Raw genomic sequence first — 23,653 nt, 5'->3', positions numbered from 1 at the left:
ATACCAGAATATACTCAACTTTAATTCAATAAATATCTCTCCGATGACCAACTTCTAGAGTAGCAACGACTAATTCATCATCTACAATTTGTATGATAACTCGATAATTACCAATTCTATAGTGCCATTGACCAACGCGATTACCAACCAAAGTCTTTCCGTGTCGTCTTGGGTCTTCCAAAACATTGGATTGTAAATAGTTTGTAATTAGCTTCTGCGTATAACGGTCCAATTTTTTCAATTGCTTGATGAAACGTCTTGTTGGAACTAATTTATACAAATTATTCATCCTCCAAGCCTAAATCATGAATCATTTCTTCCCAAGTAATGGGTTCAACTCCTTTTTCCAAGTCGTCTAAATACTCTTGATAGGCTAAATCTGCCACACGAGCGTCGTATTCGTCTTCTAGAGCTTCAAGAGTTTTGGTGCGGATAAGTTCCGAAAGGGAAACTCCTTCAAACTTAGCCATTGCCTTCATAAATGTTTTATCAGCTTCAGAAACTTTTAATGTAATAGTAGTCATCTTTTGCACTCCCTTTTTTAATGGTAACACCATTGTATTACTTTTTAGGTGTTCAGTCAATATAAAAAGAACACCTTCTCAGCGTTCTTTCTATATATCTGTCAATGGTGTTGCGGTATCTGGTGAGGTATCATAAACCTTAAAGTCTACTCCGACTCCCAGATCAGCTTGTGCTAGCTGATTGACCATAGTCATGTGAGCCAGCTCCTTGATATTGTTTTCCTTAGACAAGTGACCAAGATAGATTTTCTTAGTGCGATTTCCCAAGGTACGAATCATAGCTTCGGCACCATCTTCGTTAGAAAGGTGACCCAGATCCGATAGGATTCGTTGTTTGAGTCGCCAAGCGTAAGAACCTGCTCGCAAAATCTCTACATCATGGTTGGACTCGATAAGATAGCCGTCCGCATTTTCAACAATCCCTGCCATACGGTCACTAACATAACCTGTATCTGTCAAAAGGACAAAACTCTTATCATCCTTCATAAAGCGATAGAATTGCGGTGCGACTGCATCATGGCTAACACCAAAACTCTCTATGTCGATATCTCCAAAGGTTTTGGTTTTACCCATTTCAAAAATATGCTTTTGCGAAGAATCTACCTTGCCAAGATACTTGCTATTTTCCATAGCCTGCCAGGTCTTTTCATTGGCGTAAAGATCCATACCATACTTGCGAGCCAACACACCGACTCCATGGATATGGTCTGAATGCTCATGGGTAATCAAAATGGCATCCAAGTCTTCTGGCTTGCGATTTATTTCAGCAAGTAGGCTGGTGATTTTCTTACCAGATAAGCCTGCATCCACTAAAAGTTTCTTTTTTGGCGTTTCCAGATAAAAGGAATTTCCACTGGAACCCGACGCTAAAATACTGTATTTAAAGCCTGTTTCACTCATTCTGGTCTTCTATTTCGTCCTCCCATACTTCTTCCTTCACTGCATCCTTATCATAAGGGAGCACAATGGTAAAGGTTGATCCCTTACCATATATACTCTTGGCCCAAATAAAACCATTATGTTGTTTGATAATTTCTTTAGCGATAGACAGTCCTAGCCCTGTTCCACCTTGAGCACGGCTTCTAGCACGATCCACACGGTAGAAACGGTCAAAGATACGTGGCAAATCCTGCTTAGGAATACCCAATCCTTGGTCTGAGATGGATAAAATCATCTGATCATCAGTCGTCTTCATGGTCACTGTGATTTTTCCACCATCTGGAGAATATTTAATGGCATTGTTGAGAATATTATCAATCACCTGCGTCATCTTGTCTGTATCAATTTCAATCCAGACAGACGTAATCGGATAATCTCTAACCAATTCATATTTCTTTTCTTCGTCTGATCCCCTCATCTTATCAAAGCGGTTAAGAATAAAGGTAATAAAGGCTGTGAAGTTAATCAGTTCCACATCTAGGTGACTAGTTGCATTATCAATTCGAGAAAGATGGAGAAGGTCTGTCACCATCCGCATCATACGGTTGGTTTCGTCTAGAGACACCTTGATAAAGTCTGGTGCAACAGGTTCTGACAAGGCTCCCTCATCCAAGGCTTCAAGATAGGATTTTACACTAGTCAGAGGCGTCCGTAACTCATGACTAACGTTGGAAACAAAGAGTCTTCGTTCGCGTTCTTCCTTCTCCTGCTCCGTCGTATCATGCAAAACAGCTACCAAACCTGAGATAAATCCAGACTCACGACGCACCAAGGCGAAGCGTACACGAAGGCTCAGATACTCACCATTGGCATCCTGAGAATCAATCATGAGTTCAGGAACTTGGGTAATCAAATCACGAAGTTCATACTCATCTTCAATCTTAAGTAATTCTAGAATACTTTTATTGAGAACATCTTCCTTCTGAACACCTAGCTGTTTCTTAGCCATGTCATTAATCATAGTAATCTTACCACGACGATTGGTCGCGAGGACTCCATCTGTCATGTAAGAGAGGATACTGTGCAATCGTTTACTCTCTTGTTCCAGATTTTCTTGGGTCAAACGGATTACTTCTGATAAATCATTGAGATTATTGGTAATATTAGTGATTTCAGAGCTTCCCTGCATATCCAATACCTGAGAATAATCTCCTGCAATCAAGTCTTTAACTTTTTGATTAATTTGCTTCAACCGAATATTATCTCGCCGATTTTCTAGCAAAAGCAAGGTAACAATCAAGATAAAACCCAATAAAATTAAAATGAAGATAAAATCACTAGTAAGAATATTTTTTCTAATCAATTCAATCATTATTTCTCATATAATAACCAACACCACGACGTGTTAGGATATACTCTGGACGACTAGGTGTATCTTCAATCTTCTCACGCAAACGTCTGATAGTTACGTCAACAGTCCGAACATCTCCGAAATAATCATACCCCCAGACCGTTTCAAGCAAGTGTTCACGGGTAATCACTTGACCAATATGAGAAGCCAAGTGGTACAAAAGTTCAAATTCACGGTGGGTCAAGTCTAGTTCTTCACCATATTTTTTAGCCACATAGGCATCTGGTACAATCTCCAAGTCCCCAATTTGCAAAGGTTGGGTTTTCTTTTCATCTGACTCTTGATTATCTACAGAAACCAAGTCCGTACGACGAAGAAGAGCTTTAACACGCGCCTGCAACTCACGATTTGAGAAGGGTTTTGTCACATAGTCATCCGCTCCAAGCTCCAAACCAATAACCTTATCAAATTCGCTGTCTTTAGCTGACAGCATGATAATAGGAACACTACTCGTCTTACGAATAGTCTTTGCAACTTCTAAACCATCAATTTCGGGAAGCATCAAATCCAGAATAATAATATCTGGTTGCTCTGCTTCAAATTGTTCTAGTGCTTCACGACCATTAAAAGCAGTTACAACCTCGTAACCTTCCTTGGTCATATTAAACTTGATAATATCCGAGATTGGTTTTTCATCATCTACAATTAATATTTTTTTCATTTGTTCACCTTTTTCTCTACTATTATATCAAAAAAATAAAAAGAAGACACAATAGCTAGTCTTTACTACTGTCTAAGTTGGCTTGTGCATAAGCCTGCCAGATTTTTTGTTGGGGTTTGGCAAGTGGGTAATTCTTAAACTCTTCTGGTGAAAGCCAGCGAACTTCCCTATCTGGAAAGTCATTGTAGTCACTCACCTGACCTGCTACAATTTGAACATGCCACTTACGATGACTAAAGATATGCTTGACAGTCTCAAAATAAATATCAAGCCAATCAACATCTAGGTCATAGTCCTGCTGGAAACTCTCTTCTGGACTGGGACCAAAGTTCACGCTTTCTTCTGCAACCTGATGAAAGAGGTCAAACTGCTCTCCTTGCGAAAAGTTATCAACTTCTATCAAGGGGAAATGCCAAAAACCTGCCAATAGCTTTTCACTTTCATTTTTTTCAAGTAAAAATTGTCCCTGAGTATTTTTGACCACCAAGGCTTTAAGATAAATTGGAACAGGCTTTTTCTTGGGAGCCTTAATTGGATAACGGTCCATTGTGCCATTCTGATATGCCGCACTAAAGTCCTTAACTGGGCTTTCTTCTGGTCTGGGATTTACAGGCGCCTCAATATCAGATCCTAAGTCCATCAAAGCTTGATTAAAGTCACCAGGCCTTTCTGGGTCAATCAAGATTTCCATCATTGCCTGAAAAATTTTACGATTACTTGGAATCCCAATATCGTGATTAACTTCAAATAGACGTGCCAAAACACGCATGACATTACCATCTACAGCTGGCTCAGGCAAGTTAAAAGCAATACTGGAAATGGCTCCTGCAGTGTAAGGTCCAATTCCTTTCAAGCTGGAAATTCCTTCATAGGTGTTTGGAAATTGACCACCAAAATCAGTCATAATCTGCTGGGCTGCAGCCTGTAAATTACGAACTCGAGAATAATAACCCAAACCTTCCCAAGCCTTCAACAAACGCTCTTCAGGCGCATTCGCCAAACTTTCTACTGTTGGAAACCAGTCCAAGAATCGTTCGTAATAAGGGATAACCGTATCCACCCTAGTTTGCTGGAGCATAATTTCAGACACCCAGATATGATAAGGATTTTTACTTCTACGCCACGGTAAATCTCTTTTGTTTTCATCATACCAAGCGAGAAGTTTCTCACGGAAAGAAATGATCTTCTCCTCCGGCCACATGACGATACCGTATTCTTTCAAATCTAACATATCTCTAGTATAACACAGAAGATTCTAACTGTCCTTTTCCTAGTATTAGTACTCTTCGAAAATCAAATTCAAACCACGTCAACGTCGCCTTGCCGTACTCAAGTACAGCCTGCGGCTAGTTTCCTAGTTTGCTCTTTGATTTTCATTGAGTATAAAAAGCCTCTTCCCAAAGGAAAGAGGACTAAATCTTATTGATGAACAGCTTGGGCTGCTGTGATAAGGGTCAACTTGTAAACATCATCTGCATTACATCCACGAGAAAGGTCGTTAACTGGCTTGTTCAAACCTTGCAAAACAGGTCCTACAGCCGCAAAGCCACCAAGGCGTTCTGCCATCTTGTAACCGATATTTCCTGCCTCGATACCTGGGAAGATGAAGACATTTGCTTGACCAGCTACCGTACTTCCAGGAGCTTTCAGAGCTGCAGTTTCAGGAACAAAGGCTGCATCAAATTGCAATTCCCCATCTATTTCAAGGTCAGGACGCAAGTCGTGAGCAATTTTAGTTGCTTCTACAACCTTATCAACACTTTCACCAAAACCTGAACCCTTAGTAGAATAACTTAGCATAGCAATTTTAGGTTCGATGCCAAACATCTTAGCTGTGATTGCTGAGTTGATGGCAATTTCAGCCAAAGCTTCTGCATCAGGATTGATATTGATAGCACAGTCTCCAAATAGGTAACGTTCCGTACCACGAACCATGAGGAAGGCACCTGAAGTACGAGTTACATTTGGACGAGTTTTGATGATTTGAAGGGCTGGGCGAACTGTTGAAGCTGTTGAGTGAATCGCTCCTGACACCATTCCATCAACCAAGCCCAAGTAAACCAACATAACACCAAAATAGTTGACATCTTCAACCAAAACCTTGCGTGCATCTTCTTCAGACATTTTGCCCTTGCGACGTTCTACCAAGGCAGCAACCATTTCTTCAAATTTATCGTAGTGTTGAGGGTCGATGACTTCATAACCGTCCTCAATACCTTCGATTTCAAGATAGATTTTAATTTTTTCAGGATTTCCAAGCAAAACAGGAATCACTTCTGTTTCTTTTACCAGGCGTTTAGTCGCTTGAAGAATACGAGGCTCTTCCCCTTCAGGGAGAACGATACGAGCATTTTTACCAACCAAGTTGGCTTTGAGACTTTCAAAAACTTCCATGAGTTTTCTCCTTTAAGATAATAATTATACTCTGAATCAGTTTTTATAGAGTATTAGTTGATAACTGGGTAATAAGGTTGCTGAAATCATCCGGCAAGGGACTTTCTAACTGCAAGTCTTGCTCTAAAAATGGATGATAAAAGGATAGATAATGGCAATGTAGGGCCTGGCGCTGAATTCCATCGTCTAGACTACCACCATACAAGTCATCTCCCAACAAAGGAAAACCAATATGAGAAAAATGGACTCGGATTTGGTGGGTTCGCCCAGTGTGCAGGCGAATGTCTACCAAATGAATATTCCCATAAGAAGCTACAATCTTGTAAGAAGTATGGGCGTACTTCCCACCTTTAGCTACTCTTCTAGTGATAATAGAGTCTTCATCACGTGCAATCGGGGCAATAATTTCCCCCTCTGACTCCAAGTGTCCATCGCCTTTAACCAAAGCAAAGTAGCGTTTTTCAATGGACTTCTTCTGCAACTGCTTGTCTAATCGTGCATGGGCATAGCCGTGCTTGGCAAAGAGCATCAAGCCAGAAGTATCTCTATCAAGTCTAGTTACAATGTGAACCTGCTGATTCTCATAGTCTTGCTTGACGTAGTAACCCTTGATAAAATTAGCGATAGTATTGGAGTGATTAACACTAGGAATAGAAGCCACTCCATAGGGTTTATTTAAGACTAGAAAATGGTCATCCTCATAGAGAATATCCAGTGGGCGCTCGATAGCTTCGAGAGTTTCAAAACCTTCCTCAGCGGGAATATCTATGATAACTCGGTCTCCAATATCCAATAGATAAGTTGCATTTTGTGGTTGATCATTAACCAGAATAGCTCCGCCTCGAAACTTAATCTTAGCTAGCAGCCCCTTAGAAACCTCGTGCTTTTTTAAAAAGGTCTTAACCTTGACATGTTCATCTGCGATAAATTCAAACCTCATTCATCCACCTCGCCGATAAATGCATCCTTAACACGATTCCAGAAACTGGTGTGGCTCGGTGACGCGACAAAGTGAATCTTATGATGGTCAATTTGATACTCAATACGCTCAATATTACGGAAGGAATAAACGCTATTGTCAACCGAAATGGTATGGTAATCGTTTCTTGTCGGAATGAGTTCAATCTTATCCTTCTTTGGAACAATAATGGACGAACCCAGCGTTCGATAAACACGATTATTAAGACTAGCAATTTCCGTTAATTGCAAAGCTTCAATGGTTGGGTGTAAAACAGCTCCACCAAGCGACTTGTTATAGGCTGTACTACCAGTCGGTGTCGAAACTGTTAGCCCATCTCCACGAAAACGTTCAAAGTGAACACCATTAATCACAACGTCCGCCACCATGGTTCGATCAGACCTGCGGATACTGGCTTCATTTAGTGCTCTAAAAATCTTCACTTCACCATTTTCAAGAAAGACCTTCACATTTAGAACAGGGTATGATACCTTTGCACCAGTATCTAGCTGCAAATTAGTCACTAGCTTATCCAACTCAAAATCACGGTAGTCCGTATAGAAGCCCAAATGTCCAGTGTGAACACCAATGAAGCGGACCTTGTCAAGCTGGTTTTCGTACTTATGAAAGGCCGACAAGAGCATACCATCCCCACCAATGGAGATGACAATGTCCGGATTGGTATCATTGAGTATAAACTGATTTCTCTTCAAACGATCTCGCAATTCATACAAAACCCTTTGACTCTGCGGTTTTCTATTTGCTACCAGGTCAATTCGTTTACCTGTATTCTTCATCTGTATCGTCACTATTTCCTACACCGTCATTTAATTTTCTACTCAAAGGATCAAAAAGAGCCTGGGCTTCCTGGATATCATCTCGAATTTTACCCATTTCTTCATCCAACTGATGGGCAATTTTGGCAGTAATTTCCAGTCTCTTTTTAATTTCCTCTGGGAAATCCCCTTGGTACTTGTAGTTGAGAGAATGTTCTATCGTTGCCCAGAAATTCATGGCCAAAGTACGAATCTGAATTTCCGCCAAAATGGTCTTGGCTCCATTGATGGTGTCAACCATATATTCTACTACCACATGATAGGAACGGTAGCCTGAAGCCTTTCGATGAGTAATGTAATCTCGCTCTTGTACAATCCGCATATCCTGACGCTTGCGCAAAATAGCCACAACTTCTTGGACGTCATCTACAAACTGGACCATCACACGTAAACCAGCAATATCCTGTAAATCGTGTTCTAAGGTCGCATAAGTAATACCACGTCGAGCCATTTTTTCCCTGATGCTCTCAATTGGCTTGACTCGGCCAGTCACAAACTCAATCGGAGAATGCCTATTTTGCTTACGATATTGCTTCCGAATACCACGTAGTTTAATCTTTAACTCACCAACAGCTTGAATGTAAGGATCTAGAAATTCTTCCCATTCTAAGGTCATATATTCTCCCTTGTTCTCATATTATCCTTCAAAAATATCTTTGATTTTTTCTCCAGATTCATATACAATAAATACAATGCTTATTATACCATAAATCCGCTTTCAACGATAAAGAAAAGGTAAGAAAAATGAAACATTTAGAAATTGAATTGAAAACACTCTTGAAAAAAGATGAATACAATCGTCTAAAGGACCAGTTCACAGACGTCACTCCTGTTCTTCAAAAAAATTACTACATAGACACGCCTGATTTTGAACTGAGAGAAAAGAAAGTTGCTATGCGCATTCGAACCTTTGAAGACTGGGCAGAATTGACACTCAAAGTCCCGCAAAGTGTTGGAAATATGGAGTACAACCAAAAATTGCGACTAAAAGATGCTGAAAACTATCTGAACAAGGAAGAACTTCCTCAAGGGCTTGTGCTTGATGAATTAGCAAAACATGGTATCCAAAGTAAAAAATGGCAGGTCCTTGGTTGTCTAACAACGCTTCGCTATGAAATGCAAACACCAATTGGCCTCATGGCACTAGATGAAAGTCAGTACTTTGATATTACAGATTACGAATTAGAGCTTGAAGTGGAAAATCACGAGCAAGGGAAACAAGATTTCCAGCAATTTTTAGAGGAAAATCAGATTGCTTATCAAAAAGCTCCCTCAAAATTGGTCCGATTTGTCAAAAGCATGAAAAATAGCTGAAATAATCTCTATTTTTTGGTAAAATAGAAAAAATAAAATACAAAAATCCCAGTTCATATAGGCTAGGCAGATATGGCTAGGATTTAAAAAGTTTACAGAGGAAGGTCTATAATGTCAGATAGAAAAAACATGAAACTTTTCGCACTCAACTCTAACCAAGAGATTGCACAGAAAATTGCACAAGCTGTTGGTGTACCGCTTGGAAAACTATCATCACGTCAATTTTCAGACGGAGAAATCCAAGTAAATATCGAAGAAAGTGTCCGTGGTTATGATGTGTACATCATCCAATCAACAAGTTTCCCTGTTAACAACCACCTAATGGAATTGCTAATCATGGTCGACGCTTGTGTTCGTGCAAGTGCCCACAGTATCAACGTTGTCCTTCCATATTTTGGTTATGCACGTCAAGACCGCATCGCTTCACCTCGTGAGCCACTTACAGCGAAACTAGTTGCCAATATGCTGGTTAAGGCTGGTGTAGATCGTATCCTTACACTTGATTTACATGCCGTTCAGGTTCAAGGCTTCTTTGATATTCCTGTCGATAACCTCTTCACAGTGCCACTATTTGCAAAACATTACTGCGATAAGGGCCTACTTGGGTCAGATGTTGTTGTCGTCAGCCCTAAAAATTCAGGTGTAAAGCGTGCCCGTAGCTTGGCTGAGTATCTTGATGCTCCTATCGCCATTATCGACTACCCTCAAGACGATGCTACTCGCAACGAAGGTTATATTATCGGTGATGTTGAAGGTAAGAAAGCCATCTTGATTGATGATATTCTTAATACAGGACGCACCTTCTCTGAAGCTGCTAAAATCGTTGAACGTGAAGGAGCTACAGAAATTTATGCTGTTTCTAGCCACGGTCTCTTCGTTGAGGGAGCTGCTGAACTTCTTGACAATACTAATATTAAGGAAATTCTTGTGACTGATTCAGTAGCAACAAAAGAAAAAACTCCTAAAAACGTATGCTACATCACTGCTAGTGAGTTAATTGGTGATGCCATCGTCCGTATCCACGAAAGAAAACCAGTCAGCCCACTCTTTGCCTACAACAAAAAGAAATAAGGTGATTCTTTGATTTATTTGGACAATGCTGCAACGACTCCCATGTCAGCAGTTGCTATTTCAGCGATGACCAAGGTTATGCAAGAAACCCATGGAAATCCTTCTAGTATTCATGGGCATGGTCGTCAAGCTGGAAAACTCTTGAGAGAAGCCCGTCAGGAACTAGCCCAGTTACTGGGAACAAAACCTCAACATATCTTTTTCACTTCTGGTGGGACTGAAGGAAACAATACTGCCATCATTGGCTACTGCCTTCGTCACCAAGAACAAGGAAAACATATCATCACAACTGCTATTGAGCACCATGCTGTCCTTGAAACGATTGATTACTTGGTTCAACACTTTGGTTTTGAAGTAACCATTATTCAGCCAGAAAATCAAGAGATCACGGCCCAGCAAATCCAAGAATCCTTACGTGATGATACGATTTTAGTTTCTACCATGTTTGCCAATAACGAGACAGGAAACCTACTTCCCATTGCTGAAATTGGCCAAATACTCAAGCAACACCCTGCTGCCTATCATGTCGATGCAGTTCAGGCTATTGGTAAAATCCCTATACACCCAGAAGAATTGGGCATTGATTTTCTCACTGCTTCGGCCCACAAGTTCCATGGTCCTAAGGGAATCGGTTTTCTCTACGCATCTAGCATGGACTTTGATTCCTATCTACATGGCGGAGACCAAGAACAGAAAAAACGTGCAGGAACTGAAAATCTGCCTGCCATCGTAGGCATGGTTGTAGCCCTAAAAGAAAATTTAGAAAAGCAAGAAGAACATTTTCAACATGTACAAAATTTAGAAACTTCCTTTCTTGCAGAGCTAGAGGGAGTTCAGTATTACCTGAATAGAGGCGAACACCATCTCCCTTATGTTCTCAATATTGGATTTCCTGGTCAGAAAAACGACCTCTTACTCCTTCGGCTAGATTTGTCTGGAATTTCTATCTCTACTGGCTCAGCCTGCACTGCAGGCATTGTACAATCCAGCCATGTTCTTGAGGCCATGTACGGGGCAAATTCAGAACGCTTGAAGGAATCCGTTCGTATCAGTTTGTCGCCAGAAAATACTGTTGAAGATCTACATACCCTCGCAAAAACCTTAAAAGAAATTATCGGAGGTTAGCCATATGGCATTTGAAAAAACCATTCAGTTAAAAAATTGTCGTTTCGACTACACTCTTAGCCCTTCTGTTAAAAAATTCACCCTTAAGGACAACACCTTTTTTGAGACTAAGGTTGGTAACTATGAATTGACTCGCCTTTTGGAAAAAGTTCCGAACAGTGGTGAAGGCTTCCAACTCAAAATCATCATTAACAAGGAACTTACAGGTGCAAAAATCAATATCACTGACAAGTTTGGGCTACGTCTAGTTGATATTTTCAAATCAGAAGACCACCACATTCATCAGGAAAAATTCTACTTCCTCATGGATAGCTTGGTAGAACGTGGTGTCTTTACAAAATCGGAAAGATAGGGCCAAAATGTTTGAACTGACCTATAAGGACAGCTATCATGTAGAGCGCACTCTCAAGTATGAGGATTACGAGGCTCTCATGCTGGCTCTATCAGGATGTGTGACCCTGCCAGATACACTTTATGTGACTTCTTTGACCTTTAAGGGCCAGGAAGTTTACCAAGGACTGGTCGGAGACCTCTACCGTTTTCTATCACATGCAGATTTTTTACATCAAAACTAAGATTTTTCTTAGTTTTTTCTTGTTTTTGTTGATTTTTTCACAATGTTTCTATAAAATAGAATAATAGAAAGGTTGTGATTTTGTGAAAGATAAACAGTCTGCTATTCCAAAAGCTACAGCGAAAAGACTCTCTCTCTACTATCGAATTTTTAAGAGATTTCATGCAGAAAAGATTGAACGTGCCAACTCTAAGCAAATTGCAGAGGCCATTGGGATTGATTCAGCGACCGTACGTCGTGATTTTTCCTATTTTGGTGAACTGGGTCGACGTGGATTTGGCTATGATGTCAAAAAACTGATGACATTTTTTGCCGATTTGCTCAATGATAACTCCATCACCAATGTCATGCTGGTAGGTATTGGAAATATGGGCCACGCCCTTCTCCACTACCGCTTCCATGAGCGCAACAAGATGAAGATTATCATGGCCTTTGACCTAGATGACCATCCCGAAGTCGGTACCCAAACTCCTGATGGAATTCCCATTTACGGGATTTCTCAAATCAAGGATAAAATCAAGGATGCTGATGTGAAGACTGCTATCCTGACCGTTCCCAGTGTCAAGTCACAAGAGGTTGCCAATCTCTTAGTGGATGCTGGCGTGAAAGGAATTCTCAGTTTTTCACCTGTCCATCTGCATTTACCAAAAGACGTGGTCGTTCAGTATGTTGATTTGACAAGTGAACTCCAAACCCTCCTCTACTTCATGCGAAAAGAGGATTAGAAAGCGAAAATCATTTTATGAAAAAACCAGTTATTGGGATTACAGGAAACGAAAAAACTCATCCAGATGATGACATCATGATGAGCTACGTAGCAAAAGGCTTTGTTGAAGGCGTTAAAGACGCTGGAGGGATTCCCATCATCCTACCGATTGGTGATCAAGAAATGGCCTGCTACTATATCAGTATGATTGACAAGCTCATCTTGACAGGTGGGCAAAATGTTGATCCAAAATTCTATGGTGAACTAAAAACCATCGATAGCGATGACTACCACCTTCAAAGGGATATCTTTGAACTGGCCCTCATCAAGGAAGCTATTAAACAGAAAAAGCCAATTTTTTCTGTCTGCCGTGGTACCCAACTCTTTAACGTTGCCATGGGTGGAACTTTGTATCAAGATATCGAAGACCACTGGCAGGATTGTTCCGCAGAGTACACAACCCAACGCTTGGTGACAGAACCTGATACTGTTCTTCGAGAAATCTATGGAGAAATCTCCCATATCAACTCCTTCCACCATCAGAGTATTAAGGATTTAGCACCAAATTTAAAGATTGCAGCTCATGATCCTAAAGATGGTATCATTGAAGCTGTCATGAGTACGGTTGATGTTGCCTTTCTCGGTGTCCAATGGCACCCAGAATTTCTATTTGAAAATCGTTCCAAAGATAAAAAACTCTTTGACTATGTCATTAATGAACTTTAGATTAAATCCGTCTTTTCACGATAACTAAAGTAACTAGATTGTGAGACAATCAAATGGTCCAAGAGGACAATTCCCATCAGGTCGCAGGCTTCTTTGACAAGTTTTGTAACATGATCATCATTTCGGCTAGGGGCTACCGCTCCTGAAGGATGATTGTGGACCAAGATAAGAGAGGTTGCCATATGCTTGATAGCATAGTGAAGAATCTCTCGCGGCTCAGCGATACTACGAGTTGCAGAACCGATAAAAATGGTCTGTTGATGGATGATTTGATTTTGAGTATTGAGATAGAGCGCCACCAGGTGCTCTTGTTTTTTGTCCCCTAATTCCTGTTGCATCTTCTTAGCCAACTTTTGGCTACTGAGAATACTTTCCATCTCAATGGTCTCATGCTTGTGAATACGATGCCCCAGTTCAATCATTGCTTGTAATTCTATGGCCTTAACGCGCCCGATACCAGATAGGCTCTGCAATTCCTGCAGGGTCATTTTTTTCAAATCCGTTAGGCTTGAAAGATTGCTCAAGACTTTCTGGGCAATTTCAAAAACGCTGGCCTGACGTGTCCCTGTCCTGAGTAGAATAGCTAGCAACTCTTGATTACTGAGCGCTTCTACTCCTTCCTTGGCCAGTCTTTCTCTTGGTAATAGTGAATCTTCTTGGAATGAAATACTGTACATAAAAATCCTCCTCACTTTATTATTCGTGAGAAGGATGAAAAATTAGATTTTTTTCTCAATTGGGGCTACACTAGCTAAAAGTTTTTTCAAACCAACTTCTGGGAAATTGATTTTTAATTCCTGCGTAGCACCGCTACCTGAAACTTCCAGGACAGTTCCCTCTCCCCACTTCTTGTGGAGGGCAATGTCACCAATGGACCAATTTGCCTCGCTAGACGCTGATTTTGCTCCAGCTGTAAATTGACCAAATGGGAGACCACTTGACTGGATAGATTTTGGTGCAGCATTGCGTTTCCGTTCTTGAAGAGCTTGAGCCAAACTCATACCTTGACCAAAGGCAAGACCACCACTGCTATAAGATGCCTTAAAGCTTGTATTGGCTGGGCGCGCCAATCCTTGATACTCAAGCAAGTCTGAACTAATTTCATTAATAAAACGAGTCGGACGATTGTAGTTGGTACGACCAAAAAGCAAGCGTGAGTTGGCATTAGTCAGATAGAGAATTTTCTCTGCACGCGTAATTCCAACATAGGCCAGACGGCGCTCTTCTTCCAATTCATCTTGATCTTCAGCCGCACGGCTAAGCGGAAAGACATTTTCTTCCATCCCAATCAAAAAGACAACTGGAAACTCGAGACCTTTGGCAGCATGCAGGGTCATTAGGGTAACTTCTGATGTCTCCTGACTACCTGAATCTGTGTCCGCAATCAAAGCCAAGTCATTTAAGAAACGACTCAATTTATCCAGACCAGTTTCCTCTTCTGACACATCAGAGGTGTCATCAAAGTTTTTCGTCACAGAGAGGAACTCTTCAATATTTTCAACCCTAGCCTTGCTTTCTAAAGTCGCTTGAGCATTTAGAATATCGACGTAACCTGTTTTTTCTAGGACGGCCTCAACCAACTCAGTAATGCTTAACTGTTCCAGTTGCTCCCGCAAATCCAGAATCATATTGGCAAAATCCCAGATAGACTGGGCTGCTTTACCCTTGATACCAGATAACATGATGTTTGCTGAAGTATCCAGCATAGACATATCTTGCATATTCGCAAAATCACGGATTTTCTCAACAGTGCCTGGGCCAATTCCTCGTTTAGGTTCGTTGATAATACGTTCAAAACTGATATTATCACTCAAATTAGCAATGAGGTTGAGATAAGCAATAATATCGCGGATTTCCTTACGACTGTAGAACTTAGTTCCTCCAACCATGGTATATGGGATATTGGACTTAAGAAGGGCTTCCTCAATAGTACGAGACTGCGCATTAGTACGATAGAGAACTGCAAAATCCTTGTGAAGGAAGTTTTGACTGCGACTAAGTTCATCGATGGTTCTAGCTACAAATACAGCCTCATCCAACTCATCATTGGCACGATAGTAAACGATTTGCTCCCCATCAGCATTCTGGGTCCAGAGATTCTTAGGACGGCGGTTTTTATTATTTTTAATAACCTCGTTAGCCGCTTGGAGAATGGTTTTAGTTGAGCGGTAATTCTCCTCCAACAAAACAACCTTGGCTTGGGGATAATCCTTTTCAAAGTCCAAAATATTCTGCATATCAGCACCACGCCAGCCGTAGATAGACTGGTCCGCATCCCCAACCACACAGATATTTTTAAAACGGGAAGCCAAGAGTTTGACCAATTGATACTGGGCATGGTTGGTATCTTGGTACTCATCAACGTGAATGTATTGAAATTTCTGTTGATAGTAAGTCAAGACATCAGGATTCTGATCAAAGAGACGCAGGGTCAGCATAATCAAATCATCAAAGTCAACCGACTCCGACTGACGAAGCTCTTTTTGATAAGCAGTGTAACACTGGGCCACGATTTGCGTATACATATCACCAGCTTGGGCAGCATAAGCCACATCATCAATCAAGTCATTCTTAGCATTGGAAATAGTCCCTAAGATGCTTCGTTCATTCCATTTTTTCGGATCCAAGTTCAACTGCTTGAGAATCCGTTTCATGAGAGTTCGCTGTTCACCAGGATCTACAATAGTGAAATTGCGGTTGTAGCCAATATGGTCCGCATCACGACGTAGAATACGAACACACATGGAGTGAAAAGTCGCAATCAAACAGTCCTGAGTAGCTGGATTGAGTCCGTAAGCACGTTCCTTCATCTCACGCGCAGCCTTGTTGGTAAAGGTAATAGCCAAGATATTCCAAGGATTGACCATCTTTTCATCAATCAAATAAGCGATACGGTGGGTCAAAACTCGGGTCTTTCCAGAACCAGCCCCTGCCATGATTAACAAGGGACCTTCTGTCGTTTGCACCGCCTCAGACTGACGGTCATTCATTCCATTTAATAATGTGTTCATCTTCTCTTCCTTACTCTTGAAGTCACTATTTCTATTATATCAGAATTTAGGGAAAATATCTTTACCTAGACTGGTTACGTATAGAAGGCAACTCCTTATATCTAGATAAAAAATGAGCTTGGATTAAAATCTCCAAACTCATTTATTACTCAATGAAAATCGAAGTGCAAACTAGGAAGCTAGCCGCAGGTTGCTCAAAGCACTGCTTTGAGGTTGCAGATAGAACTGACGAAGTCAGTAACCATATATACGGCAAGGTGAAGCTGACGTGGTTTGAAGAGATTTTCGAAGAGTATAAAGTCAATTTCAATATACTAGAACAAACCTAATACTGTTCCATCGCTTTCAACATCCATATTGAGGGCTGCTGGTCGTTTTGGAAGACCTGGCATAGTCATGACATCACCAGTTAGGGCAACGATAAAGCCTGCCCCTAATTTTGGTACCAATTCACGAATAGTAATTTCAAAGTTTTCAGGTGCTCCAAGTGCATTTGGATTGTCTGAGAAACTATATTGAGTCTTAGCCATACAGATTGGCAATTTGTCCCAACCATTTTGAACGATTTGAGCGATTTGTGTCTGAGCTTTCTTCTCAAAGTTCACTTTGCTACCGCGGTAGATCTCAGTAACAATCTTTTCAATCTTTTCTTGGACAGAAAGGTCATTGTCATACAAACGTCTATAGTTAGATGGGTTTTCAGCGATAGTCTTGACAACAGTTTCAGCAAGAGCTACTCCACCTTCTGCGCCATCAGCCCAGACACTTGCCAACTCAACTGGTACATCGATTGAGGCACAAAGTTCTTTCAAGGCTGCAATTTCAGATTCTGTATCAGATACAAATTCGTTAATCGCAACAACTGCTGGAATACCGAACTTACGGATATTTTCAACATGGCGTTTCAAATTGGCAAAACCTGCACGAACTGCCTCTACATTTTCTTCTGTCAAAGCGTCTTTAGCTACACCACCATTCATCTTAAGGGCACGAAGGGTTGCGACGATAACAACTGCATCTGGAGATGTTGGCAAGTTTGGTGTCTTAATATCAAGGAATTTCTCAGCACCAAGGTCTGCACCAAAACCAGCTTCAGTAACTGTGTAATCAGCCAAGTGAAGGGCTGTTGTCGTTGCCAAAACAGAGTTACATCCATGAGCGATATTGGCAAATGGACCACCGTGTACAAAGGCAGGTGTACCGTAAATTGTCTGAACCAAGTTTGGCTTAATAGCATCCTTCAAAATCAATGCTAAAGCACCCTCAACCTGCAAATCACCTACAGAAACAGGGGTACGGTCATAGCGATAACCGATGACAATATTAGCCAAACGGCGTTTCAAGTCCTCGATGTCCGTTGCCAAGCAAAGAATTGCCATGATTTCTGAAGCGACAGTAATGTCAAAGCCATCCTCACGTGGAATACCATTTAGAGGACCACCAAGTCCAACGGTCACATGACGAAGGGCGCGGTCATTCAAGTCCACAACACGTTTCCAGAGGATACGACGTTGGTCAATTCCAAGCTCATTTCCTTGGTGTAAGTGATTGTCAATCAAGGCAGAAAGAGCATTGTTGGCAGTAGTAATGGCATGCATGTCTCCAGTAAAGTGAAGGTTGATGTCTTCCATTGGCAGAACTTGGGCATAACCACCACCTGCCGCACCACCCTTAATTCCCATTACTGGACCAAGAGATGGCTCGCGGATAGCAATCATGGTTTTTTTGCCAATCTTGTTCAAGGCATCCGCAAGACCAATTGTAATAGTTGATTTTCCTTCACCTGCTGGTGTTGGGTTGATGGCAGTAACCAAAATCAATTTTCCAACTGGATTGCTCTCAACTGCACGAATTTTATCAAAGCTGAGCTTAGCCTTGTACTTTCCGTACAACTCCAAATCGTCGTAAGAAATACCAAGCTTCTCTACAACATCAACAATTGGCTTTAACTCAATACTCTGTGCGATTTCAATATCTGTTTTCATTCAAAACTCCTCTAACCTCTTATATGATAATTCATTATAACACAAAACAAGATTTTTAACATCCAAAAACCCTCTAAACGTTCGTAAATATCCCTGTTTTTAAGGTTTTTAGAGTCCTTTCTTAAATTTTATATGGCTTTATAGTTTGAAACTATATTCTTTCCTTTTACCAAAATTTTATCACTTTCATTTTACTTACCGTTTATTTTTGTGTACAATAGTGCTATGAAAATTTTAGTTACATCGGGCGGTACCAGTGAAGCTATCGATAGCGTCCGCTCTATCACTAACCATTCTACAGGACGCTTGGGGAAAATCATAACAGAAACCTTGCTTGCTGCAGGGCATGAAGTTTGTTTAATAACAACAAAACGAGCTCTAAAGCCAGAAGCCCATCCCAACCTAAGCATTCAAGAAATTAACAATACAAACGATCTTCTCCTTGAAATGCAAGAACGTGTCAAGGACTATCAGGTCTTGATTCACTCGATGGCCGTATCTGATTACACTCCTGTCTATATGACAGGGTTTGAGGAAGTTCAATCTAGTTCCAATCTAGAAGAATTTTTAAGCAAGCAAAATCATCAAGCTAAGATTTCTTCAACTGACGAGGTTCAGGTTTTGTTCCTAAAAAAGACACCCAAAATCATCTCTCTAGTCAAGGAATGGAATCCTGCTATTCATCTGATTGGTTTCAAACTGCTGGTTGATGTCTCTGAGGATTATCTCATCGAGATTGCCAGAAAAAGTCTTATCAAGAACCAAGCAGACTTAATTATTGCAAATGACCTGACTCAAATCTCAGCAAACCAGCATCGTGCAATCTTTGTTGAGAAAGATCGGCTTCAAACAGTCCAGACTAAAGAAGAAATTGCAGAACTCCTCCTTGAAAAGATTCAAGCCTATCATTCATAGAAAGGAAAGCTATGGCACATATTCTCTTGGCTGTAACGGGATCAATCGCCTCTTACAAGTCGACAGATTTAGTCAGTTCTCTAAAAAAACAAGGTCATCAAGTCACTGTTTTAATGACTCAGGCTGCTACAGAGTTTATCCAACCTTTGACACTACAGGTACTCTCACAGAATCCTGTTCACTTGGATGTCATGAAGGAACCATATCCTGATCAAGTCAATCATATCGAACTTGGAAAAAAAGTAGATTTATTTATCGTGGCCCCTGCAACAGCTAACACTATTGCAAAACTAGCCCACGGCTTTGCGGACAATATGGTAACCAGTACAGCTCTAGCCTTGCCAAGTCATATTCCCAAACTCATCGCACCAGCTATGAATACAAAAATGTATGACCATCCAGCAACTCAGGCTAATCTGAAAACATTAAAAACCTACGGCTATCAGCTGATTGCTCCTAAGGAATCCCTACTAGCTTGTGGAGACCATGGACGAGGAGCTTTAGCCGACCTCACAATTATTTTAGAAAGAATAAAGGAAACTCTCGATGAAAAAACGCTCTAATATTGCACCCATTGCTATCTTTTTTGCAACCATGCTCGTGATACACTTTCTGAGCTCACTTATCTTTAACCTTTTTCCATTCCCAATCAAACCGACCATCGTTCATATTCCTGTCATTATTGCCAGCATTATCTACGGTCCACGCGTTGGTGTTACACTTGGATTTTTGATGGGGCTACTTAGTTTGACGGTTAACACAATTACAATTCTACCGACAAGCTACCTCTTCTCTCCCTTCGTACCAAATGGGAACATCTACTCAGCTATCATTGCCATCGTCCCACGTATTTTGATTGGTTTAACTCCTTATCTAGTCTATAAACTAATGAAAAACAAGACTGGTCTGATTTTAGCTGGTGCCCTAGGTTCACTTACCAACACAGTCTTTGTACTTGGTGGAATTTTCTACCTTTTTGGAAATGTCTTTGATGGTAATATCCAAAAACTCCTAGCAACCGTTATCTCAACAAATTCGATTGCCGAATTAGTCATTTCCGCAATTCTTACTCTAGCTATTGTTCCAAGACTACAGACTTTGAAAAAATAAAAACATCTCCACTTTCAAGCTTGAAGGTGGAGATGTTGCTCTATACAGTTTTTTTTAGTGAAATCTTTACCAATATTTAATTTAAAATGGCCTATAAACTTAAGTAAATCCTTGCTTTATTGTCTTGTTTGTTATACTATACTAGTGTATATACAGTCAAAAAGGAGATTCTTATGAATACACGGAAAAAGACACAATTTATGACAATGACTGCCCTCTTAACGGCTATTGCGATTTTGATTCCAATTGTTATGCCTTTCAAGATTGTCATCCCACCTGCTTCTTACACTCTTGGGAGCCATATCGCTATTTTTATTGCCATGTTCTTATCGCCCTTGATGGCTGTTTTTGTCATCCTAGCCTCTAGTTTTGGATTTTTGATAGCTGGCTATCCCATGGTTATCGTTTTTCGAGCTTTTTCCCATATCTTTTTTGGGACTTTGGGGGCTCTTTACCTACAAAAATTCCCCGATACCCTAGATAAACCAAAATCTTCCTGGGTTTTCAACTTTGTGTTAGCGCTTGTCCATGCCCTTGCTGAAGTATTAGCTTGTGTCGTTTTTTACGCAACTTCTGGTACCAATGTAGAAAATATGTTTTATGTTCTATTTGTACTAGTTGGATTTGGTACAATTATTCATAGTATGGTAGACTATACATTAGCACTAGCTGTCTATAAAGTGCTTCGCAAACGCCGTTAAAAGGAAGAACTATGACAAAAGATCGCAAACAAGCCCTGCTCCAACTCTTGAAAGAAGCTCCTAAAGCCCTTAATGGCCAAAGTTTGGCGGAACATTTTCATGTCACACGTCAGGTCATTGTACAGGACATTGCAATTTTAAGAGCCGATGGCGCTCCTATCCTATCCACTAATCGTGGCTACGTCTATAAGCAAATTGAAACCAATCCTTATGTTCACAAACTTTTCAAAGTGAAACATGAAGTTGAAGAAATCGGTCAAGAACTCCTTGCTATCGTAGATAATGGCGGACGTGTTCAAAACACCTTGATTGACCATCCCGTTTATGGAGAAATTGAAACCTTGCTGAAACTGTCTTGCCGCCGAGACGTTCAACATTTTCTAGAACAAGTCGAGCATTCTGATTTTAAACCTTTATCTGAATTGACAGATGGTATCCATTACCACCTAGTTGAAGCCGAAACACAACAAGACCTCCACTATATCGAGGAGGCCTTAGATCAGCTAGGTTATTTAGTAAAAGACTAGAAGATTTTCTTCGCCCAGCCATCTTCTGTACGGTGGCGGTAGAAAAATTCAGATTTGTCAGGAGCTTCCATCATCTCCATCAATAGTAACATATCATAGGCCAGATCCAAGTTTGGAATCTGGTCTTTTTGCACCCAATAGTTCAAATAGTAACAATGATATTTAAAAACCACATTGAATGAAAATTAACAACTACTTGCTTACTAAAAATATATCACCAGTTATGTTGATCAACATTATCCTTAGTCACAAGATAAATTGGAGAAACTGTTTCTTTTTCCAGTTTTTTCCCTTGATAATGATCTATTGCTGATTGAATAGCAATTTCACCCATCTTAGCTGGTTGCTGAGCAATAGTGGCAGTAATATCACCTTTTGCAATAGCATCATGTGCATCTGGTTGACCATCAATACCAACAATTAATACATTGCTAAGACCAGCTGCTTTTACTGCTTGTGCAGCTCCTAACGCCATCTCATCATTCTGTGCAAAGATTGCTTGTACTTCTTTGTTTCCTTGAATCATATTTTGCGCTGTATTCAAAGCTTTTGCGCGATCAAAATTAGCGGATTGACTAGAAAGAACATCTAAATTTGTCTTTGAAATTTGTTCAAATCCTTTACCTCTATCTACAGTTGCAGAAGCGCCAGGGACTCCTGATAATTCAAAAGTTTTTGCTTTTTCTCCCAATTGCTTGGTAATAAATTCTGCAGCCATTTTACCTGCTTCTACGTTATCAGAAGCAACAGTTGTCAAGACTTCACCACCATTACTACCGCGGTCAATTAAGATTACCGGAATGTTTGCATTATTAGCAGCTTTAATAGATGTAACAATTGCATCAGAATCAACTGGATTAATTAGTAAAGCATCTACATTTTGACTAATAAAATTTTGAATATCATCTGCTTGTCTAGCAGCATCATCTTGTGCATCTGCTATCTTCAAAGTTACTTCTTTTTCTCCTGCGGCTTTTTCAAGACCATCTTTCATAGCTACAAAATAGGGATTGTTAGTAGTCGAAATAGAAACTCCTAATTTTAATTCTTTTGCCGACTTTTGAGTCGTAGATTTATTATCATTTGATGAATTTCCTAAACCAGTTTTTCCACAAGCTACTAAAGCAAAAATAAATGTTACAAACAAAGCAAAAATGCTAATTTTTTTAATAATTTTCATGTTATTACTCCTCTTAATATATATAGGGATAGTTTCCATCCCGACTATTGTTCGTCATCTAATAAATTGTTACTATTTCCAAAAAAATTGAAAATGATTCTACTGTTTTACAACTTTAAAACGATCAATCAGAACAGCAATTAAGATTACAACTCCTTTTACTACTTGCTGCCAAAATGCTGAAACACCAATAATATTAAGTCCATTATTCAAAACTCCAATAATTAAAGCACCTATTAGAGTCCCCAGTATACGACCTTTACCTCCTGATAATGAGGTTCCCCCAAGAACAACAGCTGCAATAGCATCCATTTCATAACTAGCACCTGCTGTTGGTTGAGCAGAACTTAAGCGTGATGTTATAATCAATCCAGAAATTGAAGCCATTATACCTGAAATTGAATAAATGATAATTTTCACTTTATTTAGTTTCACACCTGATATATATGCTGCTTTTTCATTCCCCCCTATAGCATACACAGATTTACCAAATACTGTTTTATGAAGTAAAACATATAAAATAATAAATACAATAAACATAATAATTACAGGAAATGGAATTCCGACTATGTAACCTTGCCCCAAAAATTGAAATAAGAATGTATCACTTAATCCTTTTGTAATAGGATTCCCATTTGTATAAACAAGTGTTGCTCCCCTAAAAATAGTCATAGTCGCTAAAGTGACGATAAATGGAGCTAATTTCCCGTAGGAAATCAATAACCCATTCATCATACCTAGAATGCAACCCAAAATTAAAGAGATGAGAATTGCTAACGTAACAGGCATTCCAGATCCTAATAAACCTGCTGTTAGCGCGCTGGATAAGGCTAAAATTGATCCTACTGATAAATCGATTCCACCTGTTAGAATAACAAAAGTCATTCCAAAAGCAATCAGTGCATTTGATGTTACTTGCAATAGTAAATTTAACAGATTATTTGCTGTTAAAAAATTTGAATTGATAATAGTGATGACAGCCATTAAAATTATCAATGCTATTACCGTTGTCAATTCTGACATGTACTTCATAGTATTTTTCACA

27 protein-coding genes and 1 pseudogene are annotated in these 23,653 nt (G+C 40.1%); 12 read left to right on the top strand and 16 right to left on the bottom strand.

Annotated features, from left to right (window positions below; all coding sequences use genetic code 11):
• Positions 1 to 25 precede the first annotated feature (25 nt).
• The 10 genes from O3599_RS05195 to O3599_RS05150 all read right to left on the bottom strand — a co-directional run bounded on the left by O3599_RS05195 (position 26) and on the right by O3599_RS05150 (position 8,279).
• Positions 26 to 280 (bottom strand): type II toxin-antitoxin system RelE/ParE family toxin, encoded by a 255-nt coding sequence (locus tag O3599_RS05195; RefSeq protein ID WP_247939490.1) that lies wholly within the window; start codon positions 278 to 280, stop codon positions 26 to 28.
• 1 nt (position 281) lies between these two features.
• On the bottom strand, positions 282 to 524 hold the full coding sequence (gene relB / locus O3599_RS05190) for a type II toxin-antitoxin system RelB family antitoxin (protein WP_049521138.1): 243 nt from the start codon (positions 522 to 524) through the stop codon (positions 282 to 284).
• A gap of 90 nt (positions 525 to 614) precedes the next feature.
• Positions 615 to 1,424 (bottom strand): MBL fold metallo-hydrolase, encoded by an 810-nt coding sequence (locus O3599_RS05185; protein WP_000004961.1) that lies wholly within the window; start codon positions 1,422 to 1,424, stop codon positions 615 to 617.
• Positions 1,417 to 2,775, bottom strand: a complete 1,359-nt coding sequence (vicK, locus tag O3599_RS05180; RefSeq protein ID WP_000571163.1) for a cell wall metabolism sensor histidine kinase VicK — start codon at positions 2,773 to 2,775, stop codon at positions 1,417 to 1,419. Before vicK ends, O3599_RS05185 begins: the two co-directional genes overlap by 8 nt.
• Positions 2,768 to 3,475, bottom strand: a complete 708-nt coding sequence (yycF, locus tag O3599_RS05175; RefSeq protein ID WP_000722072.1) for a response regulator YycF — start codon at positions 3,473 to 3,475, stop codon at positions 2,768 to 2,770. The genes vicK and yycF overlap by 8 nt, the downstream gene beginning before the upstream one ends.
• Before the next feature lie 55 nt (positions 3,476 to 3,530).
• Positions 3,531 to 4,706, bottom strand: a complete 1,176-nt coding sequence (gene mutY / locus O3599_RS05170) for an A/G-specific adenine glycosylase (RefSeq protein ID WP_023947456.1) — start codon at positions 4,704 to 4,706, stop codon at positions 3,531 to 3,533.
• A gap of 188 nt (positions 4,707 to 4,894) precedes the next feature.
• Complete coding sequence (pta, locus tag O3599_RS05165; RefSeq protein WP_000451571.1) at positions 4,895 to 5,869, bottom strand: phosphate acetyltransferase; 975 nt, start codon at positions 5,867 to 5,869, stop codon at positions 4,895 to 4,897.
• A 43-nt stretch (positions 5,870 to 5,912) separates the two neighbouring features.
• A complete protein-coding gene (locus O3599_RS05160) occupies positions 5,913 to 6,809 on the bottom strand; it encodes an RluA family pseudouridine synthase (protein WP_247927881.1) in 897 nt (298 codons plus the stop codon).
• Positions 6,806 to 7,624 carry an NAD kinase gene (locus O3599_RS05155; RefSeq protein WP_084947078.1) on the bottom strand — a complete coding sequence of 273 codons (819 nt, stop codon included), beginning with the start codon at positions 7,622 to 7,624 and terminating at the stop codon, positions 6,806 to 6,808. Before O3599_RS05155 ends, O3599_RS05160 begins: the two co-directional genes overlap by 4 nt.
• A complete protein-coding gene (locus O3599_RS05150; RefSeq protein WP_371512197.1) occupies positions 7,608 to 8,279 on the bottom strand; it encodes a GTP pyrophosphokinase family protein in 672 nt (223 codons plus the stop codon). Before O3599_RS05150 ends, O3599_RS05155 begins: the two co-directional genes overlap by 17 nt.
• Before the next feature lie 128 nt (positions 8,280 to 8,407).
• On the opposite strand from O3599_RS05150, the gene O3599_RS05145 reads away from it, so the two are divergent.
• From O3599_RS05145 to O3599_RS05115, 7 genes are all read left to right on the top strand, one after another.
• Positions 8,408 to 8,977 carry a CYTH domain-containing protein gene (locus tag O3599_RS05145; RefSeq protein WP_000681279.1) on the top strand — a complete coding sequence of 190 codons (570 nt, stop codon included), beginning with the start codon at positions 8,408 to 8,410 and terminating at the stop codon, positions 8,975 to 8,977.
• 111 nt (positions 8,978 to 9,088) lie between these two features.
• Positions 9,089 to 10,048 carry a ribose-phosphate diphosphokinase gene (locus O3599_RS05140; RefSeq protein WP_001283818.1) on the top strand — a complete coding sequence of 320 codons (960 nt, stop codon included), beginning with the start codon at positions 9,089 to 9,091 and terminating at the stop codon, positions 10,046 to 10,048.
• A 9-nt stretch (positions 10,049 to 10,057) separates the two neighbouring features.
• Positions 10,058 to 11,173, top strand: a complete 1,116-nt coding sequence (locus tag O3599_RS05135) for a cysteine desulfurase family protein (protein ID WP_143952039.1) — start codon at positions 10,058 to 10,060, stop codon at positions 11,171 to 11,173.
• Between the two features lie 4 nt (positions 11,174 to 11,177).
• Positions 11,178 to 11,525 (top strand): DUF1831 domain-containing protein, encoded by a 348-nt coding sequence (locus O3599_RS05130; protein ID WP_143952038.1) that lies wholly within the window; start codon positions 11,178 to 11,180, stop codon positions 11,523 to 11,525.
• Positions 11,526 to 11,532: 7 nt separating this feature from the next.
• Positions 11,533 to 11,748 carry a DUF4649 family protein gene (locus tag O3599_RS05125; RefSeq protein WP_000462491.1) on the top strand — a complete coding sequence of 72 codons (216 nt, stop codon included), beginning with the start codon at positions 11,533 to 11,535 and terminating at the stop codon, positions 11,746 to 11,748.
• Between the two features lie 82 nt (positions 11,749 to 11,830).
• The gene (locus tag O3599_RS05120; protein WP_000653417.1) at positions 11,831 to 12,472 is read left to right on the top strand and encodes a redox-sensing transcriptional repressor Rex; all 642 of its coding nucleotides are present in this window, start codon (positions 11,831 to 11,833) and stop codon (positions 12,470 to 12,472) included.
• A 17-nt stretch (positions 12,473 to 12,489) separates the two neighbouring features.
• On the top strand, positions 12,490 to 13,179 hold the full coding sequence (locus tag O3599_RS05115) for a gamma-glutamyl-gamma-aminobutyrate hydrolase family protein (RefSeq protein ID WP_247939492.1): 690 nt from the start codon (positions 12,490 to 12,492) through the stop codon (positions 13,177 to 13,179).
• Here O3599_RS05115 and radC read toward each other — a convergent pair.
• The 3 genes from radC to O3599_RS05100 form a co-directional block, all read right to left on the bottom strand.
• Positions 13,176 to 13,856, bottom strand: a complete 681-nt coding sequence (radC, locus tag O3599_RS05110) for a DNA repair protein RadC (protein WP_261018343.1) — start codon at positions 13,854 to 13,856, stop codon at positions 13,176 to 13,178. The genes O3599_RS05115 and radC overlap by 4 nt on opposite strands.
• 42 nt (positions 13,857 to 13,898) lie before the next feature.
• Positions 13,899 to 16,190 (bottom strand): DNA helicase PcrA, encoded by a 2,292-nt coding sequence (gene pcrA / locus O3599_RS05105; protein ID WP_371512193.1) that lies wholly within the window; start codon positions 16,188 to 16,190, stop codon positions 13,899 to 13,901.
• 314 nt (positions 16,191 to 16,504) lie between these two features.
• Complete coding sequence (locus O3599_RS05100; RefSeq protein WP_371512192.1) at positions 16,505 to 18,175, bottom strand: formate--tetrahydrofolate ligase; 1,671 nt, start codon at positions 18,173 to 18,175, stop codon at positions 16,505 to 16,507.
• 225 nt (positions 18,176 to 18,400) lie between these two features.
• Here O3599_RS05100 and coaB point away from each other — a divergent pair, with 225 nt between their 5' ends.
• From coaB to O3599_RS05075, 5 genes are all read left to right on the top strand, one after another.
• The gene (gene coaB, locus O3599_RS05095; protein ID WP_371512190.1) at positions 18,401 to 19,090 is read left to right on the top strand and encodes a phosphopantothenate--cysteine ligase; all 690 of its coding nucleotides are present in this window, start codon (positions 18,401 to 18,403) and stop codon (positions 19,088 to 19,090) included.
• Positions 19,091 to 19,101: 11 nt separating this feature from the next.
• Positions 19,102 to 19,653 (top strand): phosphopantothenoylcysteine decarboxylase, encoded by a 552-nt coding sequence (gene coaC / locus O3599_RS05090; protein WP_371512188.1) that lies wholly within the window; start codon positions 19,102 to 19,104, stop codon positions 19,651 to 19,653.
• Entirely contained in the window at positions 19,637 to 20,200 is a 564-nt protein-coding gene (locus O3599_RS05085; RefSeq protein WP_004254189.1) for an ECF transporter S component, read from the top strand. Before coaC ends, O3599_RS05085 begins: the two co-directional genes overlap by 17 nt.
• Before the next feature lie 173 nt (positions 20,201 to 20,373).
• Positions 20,374 to 20,901 carry an ECF transporter S component gene (locus O3599_RS05080; protein ID WP_247939495.1) on the top strand — a complete coding sequence of 176 codons (528 nt, stop codon included), beginning with the start codon at positions 20,374 to 20,376 and terminating at the stop codon, positions 20,899 to 20,901.
• 11 nt (positions 20,902 to 20,912) lie between these two features.
• Positions 20,913 to 21,428: a transcription repressor NadR gene (locus O3599_RS05075; RefSeq protein ID WP_033685158.1), complete on the top strand. Its 516-nt coding sequence runs from the start codon at positions 20,913 to 20,915 to the stop codon at positions 21,426 to 21,428.
• Here the strand turns inward: O3599_RS05075 and O3599_RS05070 are convergent.
• The 3 genes and pseudogenes from O3599_RS05070 to rbsC form a co-directional block, all read right to left on the bottom strand.
• Positions 21,425 to 21,565 (bottom strand): annotated as a pseudogene (locus O3599_RS05070) (DNA mismatch repair protein MutT); the annotation flags it as partial. The gene O3599_RS05075 and the pseudogene O3599_RS05070 sit on opposite strands and share 4 nt — an antisense overlap.
• Before the next feature lie 77 nt (positions 21,566 to 21,642).
• Positions 21,643 to 22,608 carry a substrate-binding domain-containing protein gene (locus O3599_RS05065; protein ID WP_000691495.1) on the bottom strand — a complete coding sequence of 322 codons (966 nt, stop codon included), beginning with the start codon at positions 22,606 to 22,608 and terminating at the stop codon, positions 21,643 to 21,645.
• Between the two features lie 99 nt (positions 22,609 to 22,707).
• Positions 22,708 to 23,652 (bottom strand): ribose ABC transporter permease, encoded by a 945-nt coding sequence (gene rbsC / locus O3599_RS05060; protein ID WP_247939496.1) that lies wholly within the window; start codon positions 23,650 to 23,652, stop codon positions 22,708 to 22,710.
• Position 23,653 lies beyond the last annotated feature (1 nt).

Source organism: Streptococcus sp. 27098_8_103 (assembly GCF_041432345.1).
Taxonomy (GTDB): Bacteria; Bacillota; Bacilli; order Lactobacillales; family Streptococcaceae; genus Streptococcus; species Streptococcus mitis_BV.
This window is presented reverse-complemented; position numbering and strand designations above follow the sequence as displayed.